Here is a 16,736-nt window from a genome sequence, read left to right as displayed (position 1 = left end):
GAACCCAGTCTCATAAGGCGGGGGCGGCCGAGCGGCTGAGAACGGCGGTCGTGGCGGCATCCATGCCGGAAAACAGGTCTTCACCCTCGGCAAGGCCCATCAGTTCCGACAGGCGCTTGCGGGCCCGGCTGGCGCGGCTTTTCACCGTGCCAGGCGCCACGCCCATCATCGAGGCGGCCTCTTCGACCGAATAGCCCGAGGCCCCGATCAGGATCAGCACCTCACGGTGTTCGGGCGAAAGCTGGTCAAAAGCGCGGTGGAAATCGTTATAGGCCAGGCGGCCGTCATGGGCCGGGCGCTCATAAAGGCCCGCGGCGAAGGTGCCGTCGCTGTCCTGAACCTCACGCCGGGTTTTGCGCAGGAAAGAGTAATAGGTGTTCCTGAGGATGGTGAAGAGCCAGGCCTCAAGATTGGTACTGGGGTCGAATTTATCCATATTCGACCAGGCTTTCAGGATGGTTTCCTGAACGATGTCATCGGCCAGAACCACATTGCGCGACAGGCTGATCGCAAAGGCCCGCAGATTGGGCAAAAGCTGGGCCAGTTGCGTGCGCGGGTCGGTGGTGACGGCTGACCCCTGCGCTGCTGCTGACTCCTGCGTTTCCGTTCGCTGAGATCCTGCCTGAGCTTCGGTCCCGCGCGCGGGGCTGCCTGGAGTGGCGGCGGCCTCTTCATGGGCGGGATGTTTCGGGGCAGGGTGTTTTGGGGCGGGATGTTTTGCCGCGTTTTTGGCGGGGCGCTCGCTCATGTGCTGATCCCGATCCTTTGGCTCTGGCACCCGTCTCCGGCACCGTCCAGCCTGTCATGCACCAGCCTGACAGGATTCATTTTTCGGTTTTTTCGGCGAATTGAGCTGCGCCCGGCAGCCGTGCAAGCAGATCGAGGAAGCGATCGGGGACGTCCTCGGTCAGGACCTCATCGTAAACCCGCCGTAGATTTTCGTCGATCTGGGTGCGGATCGCTGCGCGATTTGTCGCCCCTGCGGGTTTACCTGGTAGCATTTTCTTCGCAGTCCTGCCATTGCTCGTTGGAACCAAACGCCCCAGCCCGGCGTTTGGTTCCCATGAACTGCGCGCAGAACGGAGAAAATTTTATGTCCGATAGCACAGCCCCGGGTGGGCAGGCAGCGCCGGGGGAAGATTTGTCTCAGGCGATCAGCCGGGAACTTCCCTTTCTGAGGCGCTATGCAAGGGCATTGACGGGCAGCCAGAGCAGCGGCGACCGCTATGCGATGGCCACGCTTGAGGCGATCCTTGCTGACCCGGCCGCATTGCAGACGGGTCTGACCGTGCGGGTCGGGCTGTTTTCGGTCTTTCACAGCGTCTGGCAAAATGCCGATGCCCCGGTTGCAAAGGCAGAGGATCGGCTTGCCGCCGCCGCCCAGGCGCATCTGGCGCGGCTGACCCGCAATTCGCGCGAGGCGCTGCTTTTGCAAACGATCGAGGGCTTCAGCGCCGCCGAGGTCGGGCAGATTCTTGGCACCAGTGAGGACGAGGCTGCCGCCCTGGTGGAGCGCGCCTTTGCCGAGATGGAAAACTCGATCCTCGGCAAGGTGATGGTCATCGAGGATGAGGCGATCATCGCCATGGATATCGCCGCCATCGTCGAGGCGATGGGCCACAGCGTCACCGGCGTCGCCCGCACCCGCAGCGAGGCGGTGGCCCTGGCCGCCAAAGAGCGCCCCGATCTGATCCTCGCGGACATTCAGCTGGCGGATAACTCTTCGGGGATTGATGCGGTCAGCGATATCATCGCCGATATGGGCCTTTTGCCGGTGATCTTCATCACCGCCTTCCCAGAGCGGCTTTTGACCGGGCAGCGGCCAGAGCCGACCTTCCTGATCAACAAACCCTATACCGAAGAGCAGGTCCGCTCGGCGGTCAGCCAGGCGATGTTCTTCTCATCGACCGAGACGCTGAACGCCTGAGGGCGACAGCTCCGGGGAGCCGACGGCGCAGGGGCCAGTCGGCACAAGGTAAAAACAAGCGAAAGGCGCGGAAATCCCGCGCCTTTGTCATATCCGGCGATGGGGCCTGATGGCCTGGTGCGTCCCTGGCAGGCTTTGAGGGGCAGGCTTTGGGGACAGGCTTTTTTGGGGGGGCGCAGGCCTTGGCGCAGGGCGGTTTAACGCATCCACAGCCCTTCGCGGCGCAGGGTGTTGCGCACCAGTTGCTCGCGTTTGGGCAGGTCGTTCTGGTCAAACAGCGCCCGCGCCTTGCGACCACGGTTTTGATAGATCATCTGCTTCGCCTGATCCCAGTCGCGCAGCAGGCGGCGGTTTTCCTTCTGCCGTGCCACATCGTCCAGCACCTCGACCGTCTGCGCGGGGGCTTGCGCGTAAAGCAGCGGCAGCGTCCGGTAATGCCAGGTCACCGCACCATCCAGCCCCGCCAGCTCCGGCCCGGGCCGCCCGCCACCAAAGGATGAGATCACCAGCGGCAACGCGATCTGATCCAGCCAGGGCCAGAGCTCCTGGCAGACCAGTGCCTCGGGACGGTCTTTGTGGATCGCCACCGCGTATTCCAGAAAGCGTTTGCCAAAGGCTGCCGGGCTTTGATGGAAGAACCAGCCCGCGTTGAAATACATATAGCGCTGCCAGTATTCATCGGGCCAGGACAGATCCAGCGAGCGCTCAAAATCCAGGCCAAACCGCTGATAAAGCGCCCCCCAGGTCTGGGCATAGCCGGGGCCGTAAAGCTCGATCTTCGGCCAGGTGTCCTCGCGCCGCATCGAGGCTGAGGGGCGAGCGAAATCAAAGGCAATCCCGGACAGCGGGCCACTGATCAGCGTGTCGGTGTCCAGAAACAGAAAGGGCTGATCGGGCAGCGCCGCCAGCATCTCGATCTTGTTGCCATAGGCATAGGCGGCCCCGAAGACCTTGTTTTCAAAGGGAATGAACTCGGCCCCCAGCTCCAGCAGACGTTCGCGCAGCGGGCCATCGGGCAGGCGCGGATCCTCGGGCCAAAGGGGGCCGGGCTGCGGCTCTGCCAGCAAAAGACGCCCCTGAAAGCCCGGATCCGCCGCCCGGAGAGAGGCCGCCAGCAAAAGCGCCTCATAGCCAAGCCGCCCGCGCTGAACGACGGCTGCGATATTGAAGGGCGGCGACAGGGGAGCGGTGCTCATGGGGGTCAGCGCGGGGTAAAGCGCAAAGACAGGCAGGACATGCCGCCGTCGATCTTCTGGCATTCGGAATTGCCGATCTCGGTGACCTGATAGCCCGCCGCCACCAGCCGGTCGCGGGTTTTGGGAAAGCCTGCCGGGAACAGCACGATATCGTTGAAGCGGATCGCATTGGCGGCGGCCTCTTCGCCCTCGGCGACGGCGATCACCTTATAGCCCTCAAAACAGCCCGAGGCTGCCAGGCGGTCAGTGGCCAGCACCGTTTCCGCATCCATCAGCGAGCAATCGGTCTTGAAGTGCAAAACGCCCGGCGGGGTATGGACCTCGCGCACCACATGGCCCCAGTCGGCGACCAGCCGCGCCAGCTCGGCAATCCCCGCCGCATTGGTGCGGGCCGAGCGGCCGACCAGGATCTCGGTTTCCGCCATCAGGATATCGCCGCCCTCGATATAGCTGTCTGCGCCTTCAATGCGGCGGATCTGGCTGTAAAGAGCGCTGAGGTGCGGCTCCATCTCGGCCGCTTCGCCCAGGCGCGAGGGCGCACCGGGGCGCATGATCACCGCACCTTCGGGCAGGCAAAGCGCGGTATCCTCGACGAAAACGCTGTCGGGATAGGCGTCAAGCGCGTCAAGCACCGTGACGCTCGCCCCGGTCGAGCGCAGGGCCGAAACATAGGCGTCGTGGTGGTCCTGCATCAGGGCCAGATCCGGGTTGCCGGTATCCACCGCCCGCAGGCCGCGAATGATCGAGGCGGCGGGTTTGCGGCTGATTGCATGGCTGAACGTATAGGAACGCGGCATGACGTCTCCGGGAATGGGGCAGGGGCTGCGGTGCTGCAGCGGGGCCAGGGATATGGCTAGCGTGAAATGGCGGCCAGGAAAAGCCCCGGGCGGGGCATCGCCTCAGGGGGGGGATGCGTGATCGGGCGCCGCATCTGGTGTGGGCGTGAAGCCGGATACGGGGCGGTCGGGTTCGGGGCGGCCGTGTTCGGGGCGTCTGGCGGGCAGGCGGACGATGGTGACGCTGCAGGGGGCCTCGGCCACCACCTGGGCCGATACCGAGCCCAGATAGCGCCTGAGGCTGGAGCTGGCCCTGGCCCCCATCACGATCTGATCGGCCATGATGCGCCCGGCGTGGTCGATCAAAGCGGCGGCGGGGTCGCTGCTTTCCAGCACGGTATAGGTGACGCGCCCCTCGGGCAGGCCCAGCTGCGCGCCCCAGGCCTTCAGCGCGACAAGGCGCTGCACATGCAGATTGTTGCCGTCCTGGTCGGTGCCGATGTCAAGACCGATCCGGGCGCTGCGCAGCACATTGACGCAGGCCACACGGGCCTCGGGGCGGAAATGCAGCACCTCGCGCATGGCCTGAAGGATGCGGGCGGAAAGGGGCTCCATCTCGGGGGCCAGATCAACGGCGGCCATCAGAACCGCCGGCTGCAGGCTCTGATCGGTGGCCTGATCGGGCAGGCCTGCCCCGTCGGGTGGCGGCGCGAAACCTCTGATCCGCCGCATCTGCCAGCGCCGCCGCAGCCGCAGACGCCAGCCATCGGCCTGTCGCTTTGCGGCGCGGGCGGTCAGCGCCACCTGGGTCGGATTGCTCAGATCAAACAGCATCTGCGCGGCGGACTGGAAGCGCCGCGCCGGATCAACCTCCAGCGCGCGCAGGATCACCTCTTGCAGCCAGGGCGGCAGATCGGGGCGCAGCGCAATCGGCGGCACGGGATCCTGCCACAGCCTGCGCCGCACCGCCCTGAGCGTTACCGTCTGGCCAAAGGGCAGCGTCCCGGTTGCCAGCTCGTAAAGCATCGCCCCAAGCGCGAAGATGTCTGATCGCGGATCATTGCGGCTGCGCAGATATTGTTCTGGCGCGATATAGGGGAAGGTGCCCATCGGGATGGAAAATTCCTCGGCCAGCAGGTCGGGCAGGTCGAGGTGGCGGGCAAGGCCATAGTCGATCAGCACCAGCGTGCCATCGGCGCGGCGCATCAGATTGCCGGGCTTCAGATCCAGATGGATCACCCGCTGCAAATGCAGCTGATGCAGCGCGGCGGATATTTCGCAGGCCAGGGCGATCAGCGCCTCCAGCGGCATGGGCCTGCGGTCCGTCACCGCGTCAAACACATCCTGCAGCGAGGCGCCGGGCAGTTTTTCGGTCACCAGATAGGGCATCACCGCGAAATCGCCCATGGCGATCACCTCGGGGATATGCGGGCCGGAAAGGCGCGGCAGGATCATCTGCTCGGTCTCGAAGCCGACAATGGTCGGGCCGTCATCCCCATCCAGGATGGTCGGCACTTTCATCACCATATCGCGGGGGTGATCGGGGTGGCTGACCTGCCAGATGGTGGCGAACCCGCCCCGGTGCAGCATCTCGCCCAGGGTGAAGCCGTCGATCTCCAGCCCCTGATGCGGGCGTTTCTGGCGCGGGTTCCGGGTCTGGTTCATTGTCCCTCCCTCAGGCGTTCGGCCAATGCCTCTGCTATGGCCGGGGCCAGGTCAGAGCCGCGCAGCTTGCGGGCGGTCAGCGCGTGATCATAGGCGGTGCGACGAAAGCTGATCTCCTGGCGGTCGCGGTCAAAGATCGCCCAGGCCGCAGCGGGGCTGCCATCACGCGGCTGGCCCACCGCGCCCAGCACCGCCAGCCAGCGGCGCGAGGGCAAAAGCGGCAGCGCATTGCCTGACGCCACCTGCGCCGCGATCTGATGGTCATGCACGCGCCCGACCAGATCGCAGCTGTAAAGCGCCGGGATATGGACATGGCCGCAAAAGATCACCCTGGCGTCAGAGCTGCGGAAACTGGCCATCGCATCGCGCCCCGAGGTGACATAGATCCAGTCGCCGGGGCTATGCGCCGAGGCATGGGTGAAAAGGATCTCCCCCTCTCGCTGCGTCAGCGGCAGGGTGGCCAGCCAGTCGCGCTGTGTCTGCGTCAGGCGCGGGCGGCTCCAGTCGATTGCGGCGCGGGCCTGGGGGTTCATGTCGCGCCCGCCCTCTGCAATCGCGGCATCATGATTGCCACGGATCACCACCGCCCCCGCCTTTGCCAATGCCATAACGCGTTCGACACACCAGGCGGGGTCGGGGCCATAGCCGACGATATCGCCCAGCACCACAAAGTGGCTGATCTGCCGGGCGGCGGCGTCAGACAGCACCGCCTCAAGCGCCTCACGATTGCCATGGATGTCGCTGATCAGCGCCAGACGCATTTGCCCGGTCATCTCCCCTGTTTGCATCATTGTGGCAGAGGCATGCGCCGGGCAAAACGCCTATTTTCGCCACAGCAATTCATGCCGCCGCCCGGGTGGCCAGTTGCAGAACTATGCGCTTTTGCCCCGGTGTTTTGTCAGTCAGGCGGACCTTGTCGCCTGCTGCGTTATATATCATGATACATAATGAGGCTTTTCCCGCCCGATGTGCCACCCCAACCGACACCCCAACCGACGGAGCCAAAGATGAAACTGAGCGCAAGAAATGTCCTGCCGGGCACCGTGATCGAGATCGTGACCGGGGCGGTAACCAGTCATGTGCGCCTGGATCTGGGCGGCTCTGTGGTGACGGCGGCGATCACCAATGAGGCGGTGGCAGAGCTGGGGCTAAAGGTGGGCGCAAAGGCCTCGGCGGTGATCAAGGCCTCGGATGTGATGATCGGCATCGAGGACTGAGCCGATGACCGAAGTGCCGGATCTGGCCCTTTCCGGGGGGCATAACGGGGGCCAGGATGAGGGCCGCGACGCGCTGCGCCCGCATGAGAGGGCGGTCAGCCTGCCCGCGCAGTTTGACGCCTCGGTCTGGTTTATCGGGCGGCTGCGCACCCCCTGGACTGAGCGCAGCCAGTGCCCGCGACGCGGCGATCCTGAAAATGGCCCCGACTGCCGGGTGCAGTTGGACCCGCGCTGGATCGACGGGCTCGCAGGTGTCGCGGGGCGCGCGCGGATCCAGCTTTTATACTGGATGCATCTGTCGCGCCGCGATCTGGTTTTGCAAAACCCGAATTTCGGCGACGCCTCGGTGGGGACATTCTCGCTGCGCTCTCCGGTCCGGCCCAATCCGATTGCGGCGACGGTGGTGCGGCTGTTGCGCGTCGAGGGCGCAGAGCTGGTGGTGCGCGGCCTCGACTGTGTCGACGGCACGCCGCTGCTGGATATCAAAGGCGAATTCGGAGCAATTCCATGAGTTTACTGACCCGGCGTGTCTTTGGTGCGGCCATGGTGCCGCTGCTGGCTGGGCTGATCGGCTTTGCCGCGCCCGCCCGGGCCTTTGACGGCCAGACCGTCCAGGACGCCACTGGACGCCAGGTTCTGGTGCCAGCCGATCCGGCCCGGGTCTTTGCCGCCGGGCCGCCCGCCTCGGTGCTGCTATATGCGTTAAAGCCCGAGGCGATGGTCGGCTGGGTCATGGCCCCGAAGGCCGGGGATCTGCCCTATCTCTTGCCCCAGACCCGCGATCTGCCCGCTTTGGGGCGGCTGACGGGCAAGGGCGACACGCTGAACCTTGAGGTTTTGCTGACCACCGACGCGCAGCTGATCGTCGATTTCGGCACCGTCAATGACACCTACCGCGACCTTGCCACCCGGATCGAGGATCAGGCCGGGCTGCCCTATCTGCTGATCGACGGCAGTTTCGCGGCCACGCCGCAGGCGATCCGGCAGCTGGCGGCGGTCTTGCAGGTGCCTGATCGCGGCGAGGCGCTGGCCGCCTATGCCGAGGCCACCTATGCCGAGGCCGATGCCCTGCTGGCGCAGATCCCGCAGGCCGACCGCCCCCGCGTCTATCTGGCGCGTGGCCCTGAGGGGCTGGAAAGCCCGGCGCGTGGCTCTATCAATGCCGAGATCATTGAGCGGATGGGCGGCACCAATGTTGTCGAGGCCGAGACGCGCGGCCTTGTCACCGTCTCGCCCGAGCAGATCCAGGCCTGGGCCCCCGATATCATCCTGACCGTCGAGCCCGGCTTCCCCGAGCGTGTGGCGCAGATGCCGGAATGGCAGGGCATTCCGGCGGTGGATCAGGGGCGGGTCTATCTGGTGCCCGCGCAGCCTTTCGGCTTTATCGACGCCCCGCCCTCGGTCAATCGGCTGATCGGGCTGAAATATCTGGCGCATCTTTTCTATCCCGATCAGGCAAGCGGCGATCTGCGCGAAGAGATCCGCGATTTCTATACGCTGTTCTACCAGGTCACCCCCGATGAGGCCGGGCTGGACGCCTTGCTGGGCCAATAGGGCGCGGATCCGGGATGCGTCTTTCTTTTTCACTGGCGGCCTCATTTGCGGTCTCATTGGCGGGGCTGGGTTTTGCGCTGCTCCTGGTGATGGCCCTGGGCTTTGCAATCGGGCCCTATCCGCTGACGCCGGGGCAGATCCTTGGCGTTCTGACCGGCACTGAGCCTGATCCCCGCGCCTATACGGTCTTGCGGAATATCCGCGGCCCGCGCGTTGTTTCAGCCGCGCTGATCGGGGCTGCGCTGGCGGCGGCGGGGGCGGCCTATCAGACGGTGTTTCGCAACCCGCTGGTCTCGCCCGATATTCTGGGCGTCTCGGCGGGGGCGGGGTTTGGCGCGGTGCTGGGGATCTTGTTGGGCCTGCCGGTGATGATGATCCAGGCGATGGGCTTTGGCTTTGGCCTGGGCACGGTCGCGCTGGTGATGGGCTTAAGCCTTGCCCTGCGCGGGGGCGCGCAGCTTCTGGTCATGGTGCTTTGCGGCATCGTGATCGGGGCGCTGGTGGGGGCAGGGATCTCGCTGGTGAAACTGCTGGCCGACCCGGACGAGCAACTGCCCGCGATCACCTTCTGGCTGATGGGCAGTCTGGCGGGTGTCAAACGGCTGGATCTGATGGCGGCGGCGCCGGCGATCCTGCTGGGGCTGGTGCCGCTGATCGCGCTGCGCTGGCGGATCGGCCTTTTGGCGATGGGCGATGACGAGGCCCGCGCTATGGGGGTTGAGGCCGGGCGGCTGCGGCTGATCGTGATCGCTGCGGCCACGCTGATGACGGCTTCGGCGGTGGCGCTGGCGGGGGTGATCGGCTGGATCGGGCTGATGGTGCCGCATATGGCGCGGCTGGCGGCGGGGCCGCGCTTTGACCGGATGCTGCCTGCGGCGCTGCTGATCGGGGCGGGGTTCATGGTGCTGGTTGACACCGCCGCCCGTTCCATCGCGCTGATCGAGGTGCCTCTGGGAATTCTGACAGCCGTGCTGGGCGCGCCGGTTTTCGTGGTGCTGCTGGCCAGGGGGGCACGCAGATGGAGCCTGTGACACAGACGCGTCAACCGCTGCTGCAGGCGCAGGGGCTGAGCATCGGCCACGGACGCGAGGCGCTGATCACAGGCATTGATCTGACGCTGGCGGCGGGCCAGGTTCTCTGCCTGCTGGGCCCGAATGGCGCGGGGAAAACCACGCTGTTTCGCACGCTGCTGGGGCTGATCCCGCCGCTTGCAGGCAAGATCACCCTTGGCGGCAGCGATCTGGCCCTGCTGGGCCGGGCGCGGATCGCCCGGCATCTGGCCTATGTGCCGCAATCGCTGCAGCCGCCTTTCGCCTATAGCGCCTTTGATATCGTGCTGATGGGGGCGGCGGCGCGGCTTTCGGGGCTGGCCCGCCCTGGTCCCCGCGAAGAGGCAAAGGCGCATGAGGCGCTGGAACGGCTGGGCATCTCAGATCTGGCCAGGCGCGATGTCACCCGGCTGTCGGGCGGCCAGCGCCAGATGGTGCTGATCGCCCGTGCGCTGGCCCAGGGCGCGGGCGGACTGGTGATGGACGAGCCGACCGCCAGCCTCGATTTCGCCAATCGCGCCCAGGTCTCAGAGGCGATCCGGCGGCTGGCGGGCGAGGGCACGCCGGTGATCCTTTCGACCCATGATCCCGATCATGCGGCGGCGCTTTCCAGCCATGCGCTGCTGATCAACCGGGGCGGGGTGGTCGCATCAGGCCCCGCCGCGCAGGTCTTGCAGGCCGAGACGCTTTCGCGCCTTTACGGCACCCCCGTGCGCCAGGCGATCAGCCCGGATGGCCGCAGGCTGTTCTACTGAGGGTGATCAAATTGCCACTCTGAGGCAACCTGGGCGGGGGGCTCGCGCAGCGGATGGCTTGCCTTCCCCGCCTCGATGTATTTCACCATACATAACGATTCGCGGAACTCCGCCGACCGGCCCCGGCTTTGCCCCTGAGACAGGGCCAGGCCTGTGCCCGTCTGGCGGGCCTTCGCGCATCCCGAGCCACAGGAAGGATTCTTGAATGTCTTTGTTGCAGCGTCTGGTGCTTGCAGGTGTGATCCTGCCCGGCATCACCACCTTGCCAGCCCTTGCCCAATCTGTTGATCCTGCAGAAGAAAGCCGCGCTTTCTCGCTGGGAACGATCTATCTGGGCGCGGATGAGGAAGCCCAGGGCGGCACCACCACCACCGTGACCGGCACCGAGGCCGCGCGCCAGAACCGCGCCACGCTGGATGACACGCTGGGCGTGCTGCCGGGCGTCTCGGCCACGCCCTCGGGCGGTGGTTCGCGCAATGAGCGCGAGGTCTTTGTGCGCGGCTTTGACCGCTGGCATGTGCCGCTGTCGATTGACGGCATCCGCATCTATCTGCCCGCCGACAACCGCCTGGATCACGGCCGTTTCCTGACCCCGGATCTGGCCGAGATCCAGGTGCAGAAAAGCTATGTCTCGGTGATCAACGGCCCGGGCGGCATGGGTGGCGCGATCAACCTTGTGACCCGTAAACCGACCAAAGCCTTTGAGGGCGAGGCGCGGCTTGGCCTTGAGGCCGGGAACCGCGGCGATGTCACCGGGCGCAACGGCTATGTCTCGCTGGGGACGAAGCAGGAATTCTGGTATGGTCAGCTGTCCTATATGCGCCGCGACAGCGATGGCTATTACCTCTCGCGCGACTATCAGCCCGATCCCGCCTTCCCTTATCAGGGCGAGGGTCTGCGCCGTGACAGCGCCACCGATGACAGCCGTCTGAACCTGAAGCTGGGCTATACCCCCAATGCGACCGACGAATATGTCCTCAGCTACACCCGCCAGGAAGGCGAGAAATCCGCCCCCTACAGCACGCTTTTGCCGGTGATGGGCTATCCGGTCACCCGGGGCGGTCAGCGCGACTGGACCTGGCCGGAATGGGATATCGAAAGCCTTGCCTTCTATTCGACAACGGAGCTTGACGAGGGCACGCTGAAGACGAAGCTGTTCTACAACACCTTTAAGAACACGCTTTCGGCCTGGGATGATGCTGATCACGACAGCCAGACCCTGCCGCGCGCCTTCAACAGCTTTTATGACGACTATTCGCTGGGCGGCAGCCTGGAATATGGCGTGACGCTGGGCCAGCATGATCTGCGCTTTGCCACCTCGTTCCGCCGCGACGTCCACCGCGCCACCGATCATGAGCGCCCCGGCGATCCGTCGGGCGGCACCATCCTGCCGACCGAGCACAGCAAGGAAGAGACCATCTCGCTTGCGGTCGAGGACACCTGGACCCTGCGCGATGATCTGCGCCTGATTGCGGGCCTCAGCTATGAAAAGGCGAAAGTCATCGAGGCGAACCGCACCTCGGCATCACCCGGAGAGCCTGTCTTCACCCATGATGCGGTGAACTGGCAGGCCGCGGCGGTCTGGACGCCACAGTCGGGGGGCGAGTATCACGCAAGCCTTTCGTCGCGCACCAGTTTCCCGACCCTGTTCCACCGCTATTCCTCGGGCTTTGGCACCACGATCCCGAACCCGGATCTGGGGCCGGAACGGGCGCTGAACTTCGAGCTGGGCTATAAGGGCGATCTTGGCCCGGTTCGTCTGGAAGGCGCGGTCTTTTACAGCCGTATCTCTGACGCGATCCAGGCCATCGGCCAGCCGGGCGGGCTGACGCAGCGTCAGAACCTCTCGAAGGCGACTTACCAGGGCTTTGAGGTGGCAGCCAGCTGGGAGGTCAGCGACACCCTGGCCCTGCGCGGCAACTATACCTTCATGGATCTCAAGATCGATGACGACAATATCACCGGCGCACAGGTGACCGATATCCCGCGCCACAAGGCCTATGTGCGGCTGGACTGGCAGGCGCTGGACCGTCTGACCGTCTCGCCCTCGGTCGAGATCTATGGCTCGCGCTGGTCGGATCCGGCCGTTGGCTCGGGCAATCGCAATGCGCCGATCTATACCAGGATGTCGGGCTTTGGTCTGGCCAACCTGGATATGTCCTGGCAGATCAGCGAAGAGGCGGATGTCGCCTTTGGCGTCCGCAATATCTTTGACCGCAACTATTCGGTGGTCGAGGGCTATCCCGAGGAAGGCCGCAGCTTCTATCTGACCTCGTCGATCCGGTTCTGAGCCGGGTCTCAGATCACGGCATTGGCCGGGAAGTCCGGCGCCGGGAAATTCTGCCCCGGGAAGTCTGGCCCCGGGAAGTCTGGCCAATGTCACAGCCGGCTTCACATTCGGCTGCAAGGACACCGCTCTCTGCCTCGCTCTGTCCGCGAGGTGGGGGGCGGTGTTTCCTTTTGTGCGGATCGGCAGATGCGCTGAATGCGCCAGATGTCAGCCGCCCTCTTTGCGCAGGGCGGCCAGCAGGGGGCGGTCAAAGCGTTCAAGCCAGGGCAGGGGCGGGGCCGTTCCGGTTTCCGCCAGCCATTGCCGCAGCGCCACACGGATCACGGCTGCGCCATGCCTGTCGGTATCGGGGGGCTGAAAGCTGCCGCTTTGCAGCTGGGCGCGCAGTGCGGTTTTCAGCGCCCAGAGATCGGCGCGGCCATGCTGCGCAAGGATCGCCTGAAAGGCGCGGTGCTTTTCATGATCCAAAGCCTGGCTGACACCTGGGCGCAGGCGGGCAGGATGCGGCGGGAAGATATGGGCCAGCGGCAGCCAGCCCGGCGGCAGCGGGGTGGTCGCGGCATGGGTCCGGCCGCGCGGATCGGGAATATGGTGCAGGGGGCAGGGATCGCCCGGCGCGGTGGTGACCTCGATCCGAACGAAAGGCGTGTCGACGATCCATGTTCCCGCGATCTGCATCAGCGCAGGCTTTGCCGCGAGAAAGCATTGCCCGATCAGCGCCTTAGATGTCGCGACCCCGAAGGGGTCGGGGCGGAACAGGGCGCAAAGCCCAGGATGGCCCAGCCCCAGATCAAGCGCGGCCCGGTCGCGGTGATCCGCCAGGATGGCATCCGCGTCACCGGAGATCAGGGCCAGGGCGGCGCTTTGCGCCTTTCTCCGGGGGGGCAGATCGGTTGCGCAAAGGGCGATGGCATGGTTCCAGCCCCTGGGATCGCTGCTGAGCGTTTCAAAGGCCAGAAGCCGCGCCCCCGGTCGCAGCCTGGCCCGTGTCCTGGCCTGTGTCATGGCATCCCCGATCACCACCTCATCGCCCGCTGACCTGGGCACATCGCTGATGGGGCCGCCGGAAGGGGCGGCCAGCTCAGTCCCGATAAAGGCCTGCAGGGTTCCCACGCTCCACAAATGCCCCGATGCGCCGAAAAGCCGCGCCAGAAGGGCCTCGGCTTCATACTGGCTGGCGCGGGGCGTGGGATCGGTCATGGCTGCCTCGGGGCGGTCTGGCCCTGCCGGGATAGAGACAGGCGATATGGCCCCGGTCAAAGGGATTGTGCATCGGCGCGGCAATTATGCGGTTGGCGGTGTTTCGGGGTGGTGTTTCGGGGCGGCGGGTCTGGAGGCGCGTCTGGCTGCGGGTCTGGGAGGTGCGCCTGGATCAGGCGGCTGGATCGGGCGCATGGGGCGGGCGGATTGTGCAGATACATTGCCGCTCTGGTAATCTTGCGGCGGGGGGATGTAACCTCTGCGCAGAACAGACGAATCCGGCCTGGACAGAATATGCAAACTCCGCCTCTTATCATCTCGGTTCAGAGCCAGGTTGTCTTTGGCCATGTCGGCAATTCGGCGGCGCTGTTTCCGCTTTGCGCGGCCGGGCTGGAGGTGGCGGCAATCCCGACGGTGGTTTTCTCGAATACCCCCGATTACCCCACCCTGCGCGGCCGGGCGCTGCCCGAGGATTTCTTCGCCGATCTGCTTTTGGGCGCGGAAGAGCGTGGCCTGCCCGGGCGGGCGGCGTTTATCATGACGGGCTACATCGGCTCGGCGGCGATTGCCGAACAGGCGGCGGCCTTCATCGCCCGCGCTAAGGCCAGCAATCCCGCGCTGATCTATCTGTGCGACCCGGTGATCGGCGATGCGGGGCCGGGGCGCTATGTCCCCGAGGCGGTGGTGGCGGTGATCCGCGACGCGCTTTTGCCGCTGGCCGATCTGTGCACGCCGAACCCGTTTGAGCTGACGCTGCTGTCGGGCCAGCAGATCAACAGCCTTGCCGATCTCGGCGCGGCGCGTGCCGGGCTGAACCTGAGGCCCGAGGCCAGGGTGGTTGCCACCGGCTGCGTGTTGGCGGACAGCCCCGAAGGCTGCCTTGAAAGCGTGATTGTGGGGCCAGAAACTGTGGGGCCAGATACTACAGGGCAAGAAAACCGGGTGACAGGTTCTGTCAGCCGCCATCCGGCACCGCAGTTGCCGCTGGCGCTGTCGGGCACGGGGGACCTGTTCTCTGCGCTGATTGTGGCCTCGCTGGCGAAGGGCAGGCCTCTTGAGGATGCGGTGGTGCTGGCGCAAAAGCTGACCGCGATTGCGATGCGCGAAGCCGAGGCCCTGGGCCGCCAGGAAGTGATGCTGACCAATCCGGCCTTCCTGACCGCGCTTTCTGAACTGGCTGCTGGGTAGAGCGGGTTAAGAGGTATAACGGGCTGCGGGGCAGGGCAGGCGGCGGGCACAATGCCCGGGCGCAAAGAACAGCCCCCCAATGCTACCCCCAAACGCCCCCCCGCATGCCAGCTGTTGCCCCGCCTCGGCGTGGTGCATTAGGCCGCAGAGTAGCAGGTCACCGTATTGCGCCCTGAGATCTTAGAGCGCATCAGCGCCCCATCTGCTGCCGCAACCATTGCCGTCACATCCTCTGTCTCGCGGCCCGGGCCGCCGCCTGTTCTGACCCCGATCGAGATCGTCACCCCCAGCGTGACGCCTGCCCCCCCGTCAATCGGTGTGGCGCTGACGGCATCGCGCAGCCGCTCGGCCATGCGCGCGGCCTCAAGGGCCGAGGTCTCGGGCAGAACGATCAGAAACTCTTCGCCGCCGATCCGTGCCAGCAGGTCATTCACCCGCAGCCGGTCGCGCAGCCGTTGCACCACCCCGATCAGGACCGTGTCGCCGGTGGTGTGGCCATAGCGGTCATTCACCGATTTGAAGCGGTCGATATCCACCACCAGCACGGCAAATTCCGTGCGCGCGATGGCGGCCTGCTCGGCGATGCCGGCCAGACGCGGGAAGGCATAGCGGCGATTGTAGATGCCGGTCAGCGGATCAATGATCGCCAGCCGCAGCCCGGCCTCAAGCGAGCGCCGCTCGGCATCGGCCTGTTGCTTGCGGCGCAAGAGCAGGCGGATGCGCAGATCCAGCTCTTCCTCGCAGACCCAGGGGTTCACGACATCATGCGCCCCAAGGTCAAAGGCCATCGCCGCCGCATCGCTGGCCTCGGGGGCGATGATGCAAAACATCGAATGGCGGAACGGCGTGACGCTGGCCAGCTGGGTCATCAGCCGTAGCCCGCTGCTGCCATTGGCCTGATCGGCCTCGATCAGGAACACATGCGGTGGGGATTCAGGGTCGCTATAGCCCAGGCTGGCGGCCTCGGCGGGCAGATAGCTGCGGGCCTGATCGCGCAGGCGGGGCGCAAGGCGGTCTTTCCAGGCCTGGGCGGTCTCGGCCTGGCTTGTGATCACGCCCACCGGACCAACCGGCTGAAAGCTGTCTTTTTGCTCGGACAGGCCCAGGAATTCAGGCAGGTCGCTGCCCCAGGCGCGGGCCAGCAGCTGTGCCTCTTCGCGCTGGCGCAGCAGGTTGCGCAGACGCGCCAGCAGCACCGATATATCGGCGGGCTTGTCCATCACGTCATCGGCACCCGCGCGCAGGGCCTGCAGCCGCTTTTGCGGCGCGTTGGCCGGGACCAGCACAATCACCGGCACCTGGCGGGTGCGCGGATCGGCCCGCAGGGCGGCAACCACCTCTGGCCCGGCCATATCGGGCAGATCGCAATCCAGCACGATCAGATCCGGCCGCTCACGCCGCGCAATCTGCAGGCAGGCCGCCGCATCCGCACTGAGCAGGGTGCGAAACAGTCCATCGCCCAGATGGTTCTGAAACATGATCCGCGTGGCGGCGTTCGAATCCGCGATCAGGATACGGCGTTGCATGGCTGAAAAGTCCAACTATCTGGCAAAATTCAGATCCCGTGGCATCTGTTACAGGATGCCCGTGATCTGTTATGATTTTGCCAGGGAGATAGTTAACAAATCATTTATAGCGCTGTCACCTTTTCGGGATCAGCCCTGGAATATGTGTGTAAGCCTTGGGATAACTCCAATTTCCAGGGGATAACCTGACAGGGGCGGCAATTAACCGCCGATGGGTCGTTAACGAATACGTTTACAAAGCTGCCGGAAAACGCCCGGCCCCCGGGGGCCCCGGGACAGATTCGCCCCTGGCTGCAGGGGCATCCGGTGGCGCGGCAGAGATGGATTGACCTCAGGCCATGGCGGGTCGATGAAGGGGGCTGGTGGGGGCGGCCCCGGCTGCTGGGGCTGAAA

16 protein-coding genes are annotated in these 16,736 nt (G+C 65.5%); 8 read left to right on the top strand and 8 right to left on the bottom strand.

Going from position 1 to position 16,736, the window contains the following annotated elements; all coding sequences use genetic code 11:
* Positions 1-10: 10 nt before the first annotated feature.
* Together HOY34_RS01790 and HOY34_RS01785 are read right to left on the bottom strand one after the other, a co-directional pair.
* Positions 11-748, bottom strand: coding sequence for an RNA polymerase sigma factor (locus HOY34_RS01790; RefSeq protein ID WP_172359578.1), 738 nt, complete (start codon positions 746-748; stop codon positions 11-13).
* A gap of 76 nt (positions 749-824) precedes the next feature.
* Positions 825-1,001 (bottom strand): NepR family anti-sigma factor, encoded by a 177-nt coding sequence (locus HOY34_RS01785; protein ID WP_172359577.1) that lies wholly within the window; start codon positions 999-1,001, stop codon positions 825-827.
* A gap of 92 nt (positions 1,002-1,093) precedes the next feature.
* On the opposite strand from HOY34_RS01785, the gene HOY34_RS01780 reads away from it, so the two are divergent.
* Complete coding sequence (locus tag HOY34_RS01780) at positions 1,094-1,927, top strand: response regulator (RefSeq protein WP_172359576.1); 834 nt, start codon at positions 1,094-1,096, stop codon at positions 1,925-1,927.
* 197 nt (positions 1,928-2,124) lie between these two features.
* Here the strand turns inward: HOY34_RS01780 and HOY34_RS01775 are convergent, their stop codons facing one another.
* The 4 genes from HOY34_RS01775 to HOY34_RS01760 form a co-directional block, all read right to left on the bottom strand.
* On the bottom strand, positions 2,125-3,123 hold the full coding sequence (locus HOY34_RS01775; RefSeq protein WP_172359575.1) for a GT-B fold glycosyltransferase domain-containing protein: 999 nt from the start codon (positions 3,121-3,123) through the stop codon (positions 2,125-2,127).
* A 5-nt stretch (positions 3,124-3,128) separates the two neighbouring features.
* Entirely contained in the window at positions 3,129-3,920 is a 792-nt protein-coding gene (locus HOY34_RS01770; RefSeq protein ID WP_172359574.1) for an arginine deiminase family protein, read from the bottom strand.
* Between the two features lie 102 nt (positions 3,921-4,022).
* Complete coding sequence (locus HOY34_RS01765; protein ID WP_172359573.1) at positions 4,023-5,564, bottom strand: serine/threonine protein kinase; 1,542 nt, start codon at positions 5,562-5,564, stop codon at positions 4,023-4,025.
* Positions 5,561-6,337 carry a metallophosphoesterase family protein gene (locus HOY34_RS01760; RefSeq protein ID WP_216654600.1) on the bottom strand — a complete coding sequence of 259 codons (777 nt, stop codon included), beginning with the start codon at positions 6,335-6,337 and terminating at the stop codon, positions 5,561-5,563. The genes HOY34_RS01765 and HOY34_RS01760 overlap by 4 nt, the downstream gene beginning before the upstream one ends.
* Before the next feature lie 234 nt (positions 6,338-6,571).
* Here HOY34_RS01760 and HOY34_RS01755 point away from each other — a divergent pair, with 234 nt between their 5' ends.
* The 6 genes from HOY34_RS01755 to HOY34_RS01730 all read left to right on the top strand — a co-directional run bounded on the left by HOY34_RS01755 (position 6,572) and on the right by HOY34_RS01730 (position 12,429).
* On the top strand, positions 6,572-6,781 hold the full coding sequence (locus tag HOY34_RS01755) for a TOBE domain-containing protein (RefSeq protein ID WP_172359572.1): 210 nt from the start codon (positions 6,572-6,574) through the stop codon (positions 6,779-6,781).
* 4 nt (positions 6,782-6,785) lie between these two features.
* Positions 6,786-7,292, top strand: coding sequence for an SAM-dependent methyltransferase (locus HOY34_RS01750; protein WP_172359571.1), 507 nt, complete (start codon positions 6,786-6,788; stop codon positions 7,290-7,292).
* Positions 7,289-8,335: an ABC transporter substrate-binding protein gene (locus HOY34_RS01745; protein WP_172359570.1), complete on the top strand. Its 1,047-nt coding sequence runs from the start codon at positions 7,289-7,291 to the stop codon at positions 8,333-8,335. Before HOY34_RS01750 ends, HOY34_RS01745 begins: the two co-directional genes overlap by 4 nt.
* A gap of 14 nt (positions 8,336-8,349) precedes the next feature.
* Entirely contained in the window at positions 8,350-9,366 is a 1,017-nt protein-coding gene (locus HOY34_RS01740) for a FecCD family ABC transporter permease (RefSeq protein WP_172359569.1), read from the top strand.
* Positions 9,354-10,139: an ABC transporter ATP-binding protein gene (locus HOY34_RS01735; RefSeq protein ID WP_172359568.1), complete on the top strand. Its 786-nt coding sequence runs from the start codon at positions 9,354-9,356 to the stop codon at positions 10,137-10,139. The genes HOY34_RS01740 and HOY34_RS01735 overlap by 13 nt, the downstream gene beginning before the upstream one ends.
* A gap of 205 nt (positions 10,140-10,344) precedes the next feature.
* On the top strand, positions 10,345-12,429 hold the full coding sequence (locus tag HOY34_RS01730) for a TonB-dependent receptor plug domain-containing protein (protein WP_172359567.1): 2,085 nt from the start codon (positions 10,345-10,347) through the stop codon (positions 12,427-12,429).
* A gap of 207 nt (positions 12,430-12,636) precedes the next feature.
* On the opposite strand, the gene HOY34_RS01725 is transcribed toward HOY34_RS01730, so the two are convergent.
* Positions 12,637-13,629, bottom strand: a complete 993-nt coding sequence (locus HOY34_RS01725; protein ID WP_172359566.1) for a DUF6925 family protein — start codon at positions 13,627-13,629, stop codon at positions 12,637-12,639.
* Positions 13,630-13,923: 294 nt separating this feature from the next.
* Here HOY34_RS01725 and pdxY point away from each other — a divergent pair, with 294 nt between their 5' ends.
* The gene (pdxY, locus tag HOY34_RS01720) at positions 13,924-14,817 is read left to right on the top strand and encodes a pyridoxal kinase (RefSeq protein WP_172359565.1); all 894 of its coding nucleotides are present in this window, start codon (positions 13,924-13,926) and stop codon (positions 14,815-14,817) included.
* A 137-nt stretch (positions 14,818-14,954) separates the two neighbouring features.
* Here pdxY and HOY34_RS01715 read toward each other — a convergent pair whose 3' ends face one another.
* Entirely contained in the window at positions 14,955-16,343 is a 1,389-nt protein-coding gene (locus HOY34_RS01715) for a diguanylate cyclase (protein WP_172359564.1), read from the bottom strand.
* Between the last annotated feature and the right edge of the window lie 393 nt (positions 16,344-16,736).

The organism is Pseudogemmobacter hezensis, assembly GCF_013155295.1.
GTDB lineage: Bacteria > Pseudomonadota > Alphaproteobacteria > Rhodobacterales > Rhodobacteraceae > Pseudogemmobacter > Pseudogemmobacter hezensis.
The sequence above is the reverse complement of the archived record's forward strand: the minus strand, read 5'-3'. Positions and strand labels throughout refer to the sequence as shown.

Excerpts from the sequence above, each read along its gene's own strand:
- HOY34_RS01790 (WP_172359578.1), bottom strand. The coding sequence starts at position 748 with ATGAGCGAGCGCCCCGCCAAAAACGCGGCAAAACATCCCGCCCCAAAA.
- HOY34_RS01785 (WP_172359577.1), bottom strand. The coding sequence starts at position 1,001 with ATGCTACCAGGTAAACCCGCAGGGGCGACAAATCGCGCAGCGATCCGC.
- HOY34_RS01780 (WP_172359576.1), top strand. The coding sequence starts at position 1,094 with ATGTCCGATAGCACAGCCCCGGGTGGGCAGGCAGCGCCGGGGGAAGAT.
- HOY34_RS01775 (WP_172359575.1), bottom strand. The coding sequence starts at position 3,123 with ATGAGCACCGCTCCCCTGTCGCCGCCCTTCAATATCGCAGCCGTCGTT.
- HOY34_RS01770 (WP_172359574.1), bottom strand. The coding sequence starts at position 3,920 with ATGCCGCGTTCCTATACGTTCAGCCATGCAATCAGCCGCAAACCCGCC.
- HOY34_RS01765 (WP_172359573.1), bottom strand. The coding sequence starts at position 5,564 with ATGAACCAGACCCGGAACCCGCGCCAGAAACGCCCGCATCAGGGGCTG.
- HOY34_RS01760 (WP_216654600.1), bottom strand. The coding sequence starts at position 6,337 with ATGACCGGGCAAATGCGTCTGGCGCTGATCAGCGACATCCATGGCAAT.
- HOY34_RS01755 (WP_172359572.1), top strand. The coding sequence starts at position 6,572 with ATGAAACTGAGCGCAAGAAATGTCCTGCCGGGCACCGTGATCGAGATC.
- HOY34_RS01750 (WP_172359571.1), top strand. The coding sequence starts at position 6,786 with ATGACCGAAGTGCCGGATCTGGCCCTTTCCGGGGGGCATAACGGGGGC.
- HOY34_RS01745 (WP_172359570.1), top strand. The coding sequence starts at position 7,289 with ATGAGTTTACTGACCCGGCGTGTCTTTGGTGCGGCCATGGTGCCGCTG.
- HOY34_RS01740 (WP_172359569.1), top strand. The coding sequence starts at position 8,350 with ATGCGTCTTTCTTTTTCACTGGCGGCCTCATTTGCGGTCTCATTGGCG.
- HOY34_RS01735 (WP_172359568.1), top strand. The coding sequence starts at position 9,354 with ATGGAGCCTGTGACACAGACGCGTCAACCGCTGCTGCAGGCGCAGGGG.
- HOY34_RS01730 (WP_172359567.1), top strand. The coding sequence starts at position 10,345 with ATGTCTTTGTTGCAGCGTCTGGTGCTTGCAGGTGTGATCCTGCCCGGC.
- HOY34_RS01725 (WP_172359566.1), bottom strand. The coding sequence starts at position 13,629 with ATGACCGATCCCACGCCCCGCGCCAGCCAGTATGAAGCCGAGGCCCTT.
- pdxY (WP_172359565.1), top strand. The coding sequence starts at position 13,924 with ATGCAAACTCCGCCTCTTATCATCTCGGTTCAGAGCCAGGTTGTCTTT.
- HOY34_RS01715 (WP_172359564.1), bottom strand. The coding sequence starts at position 16,343 with ATGCAACGCCGTATCCTGATCGCGGATTCGAACGCCGCCACGCGGATC.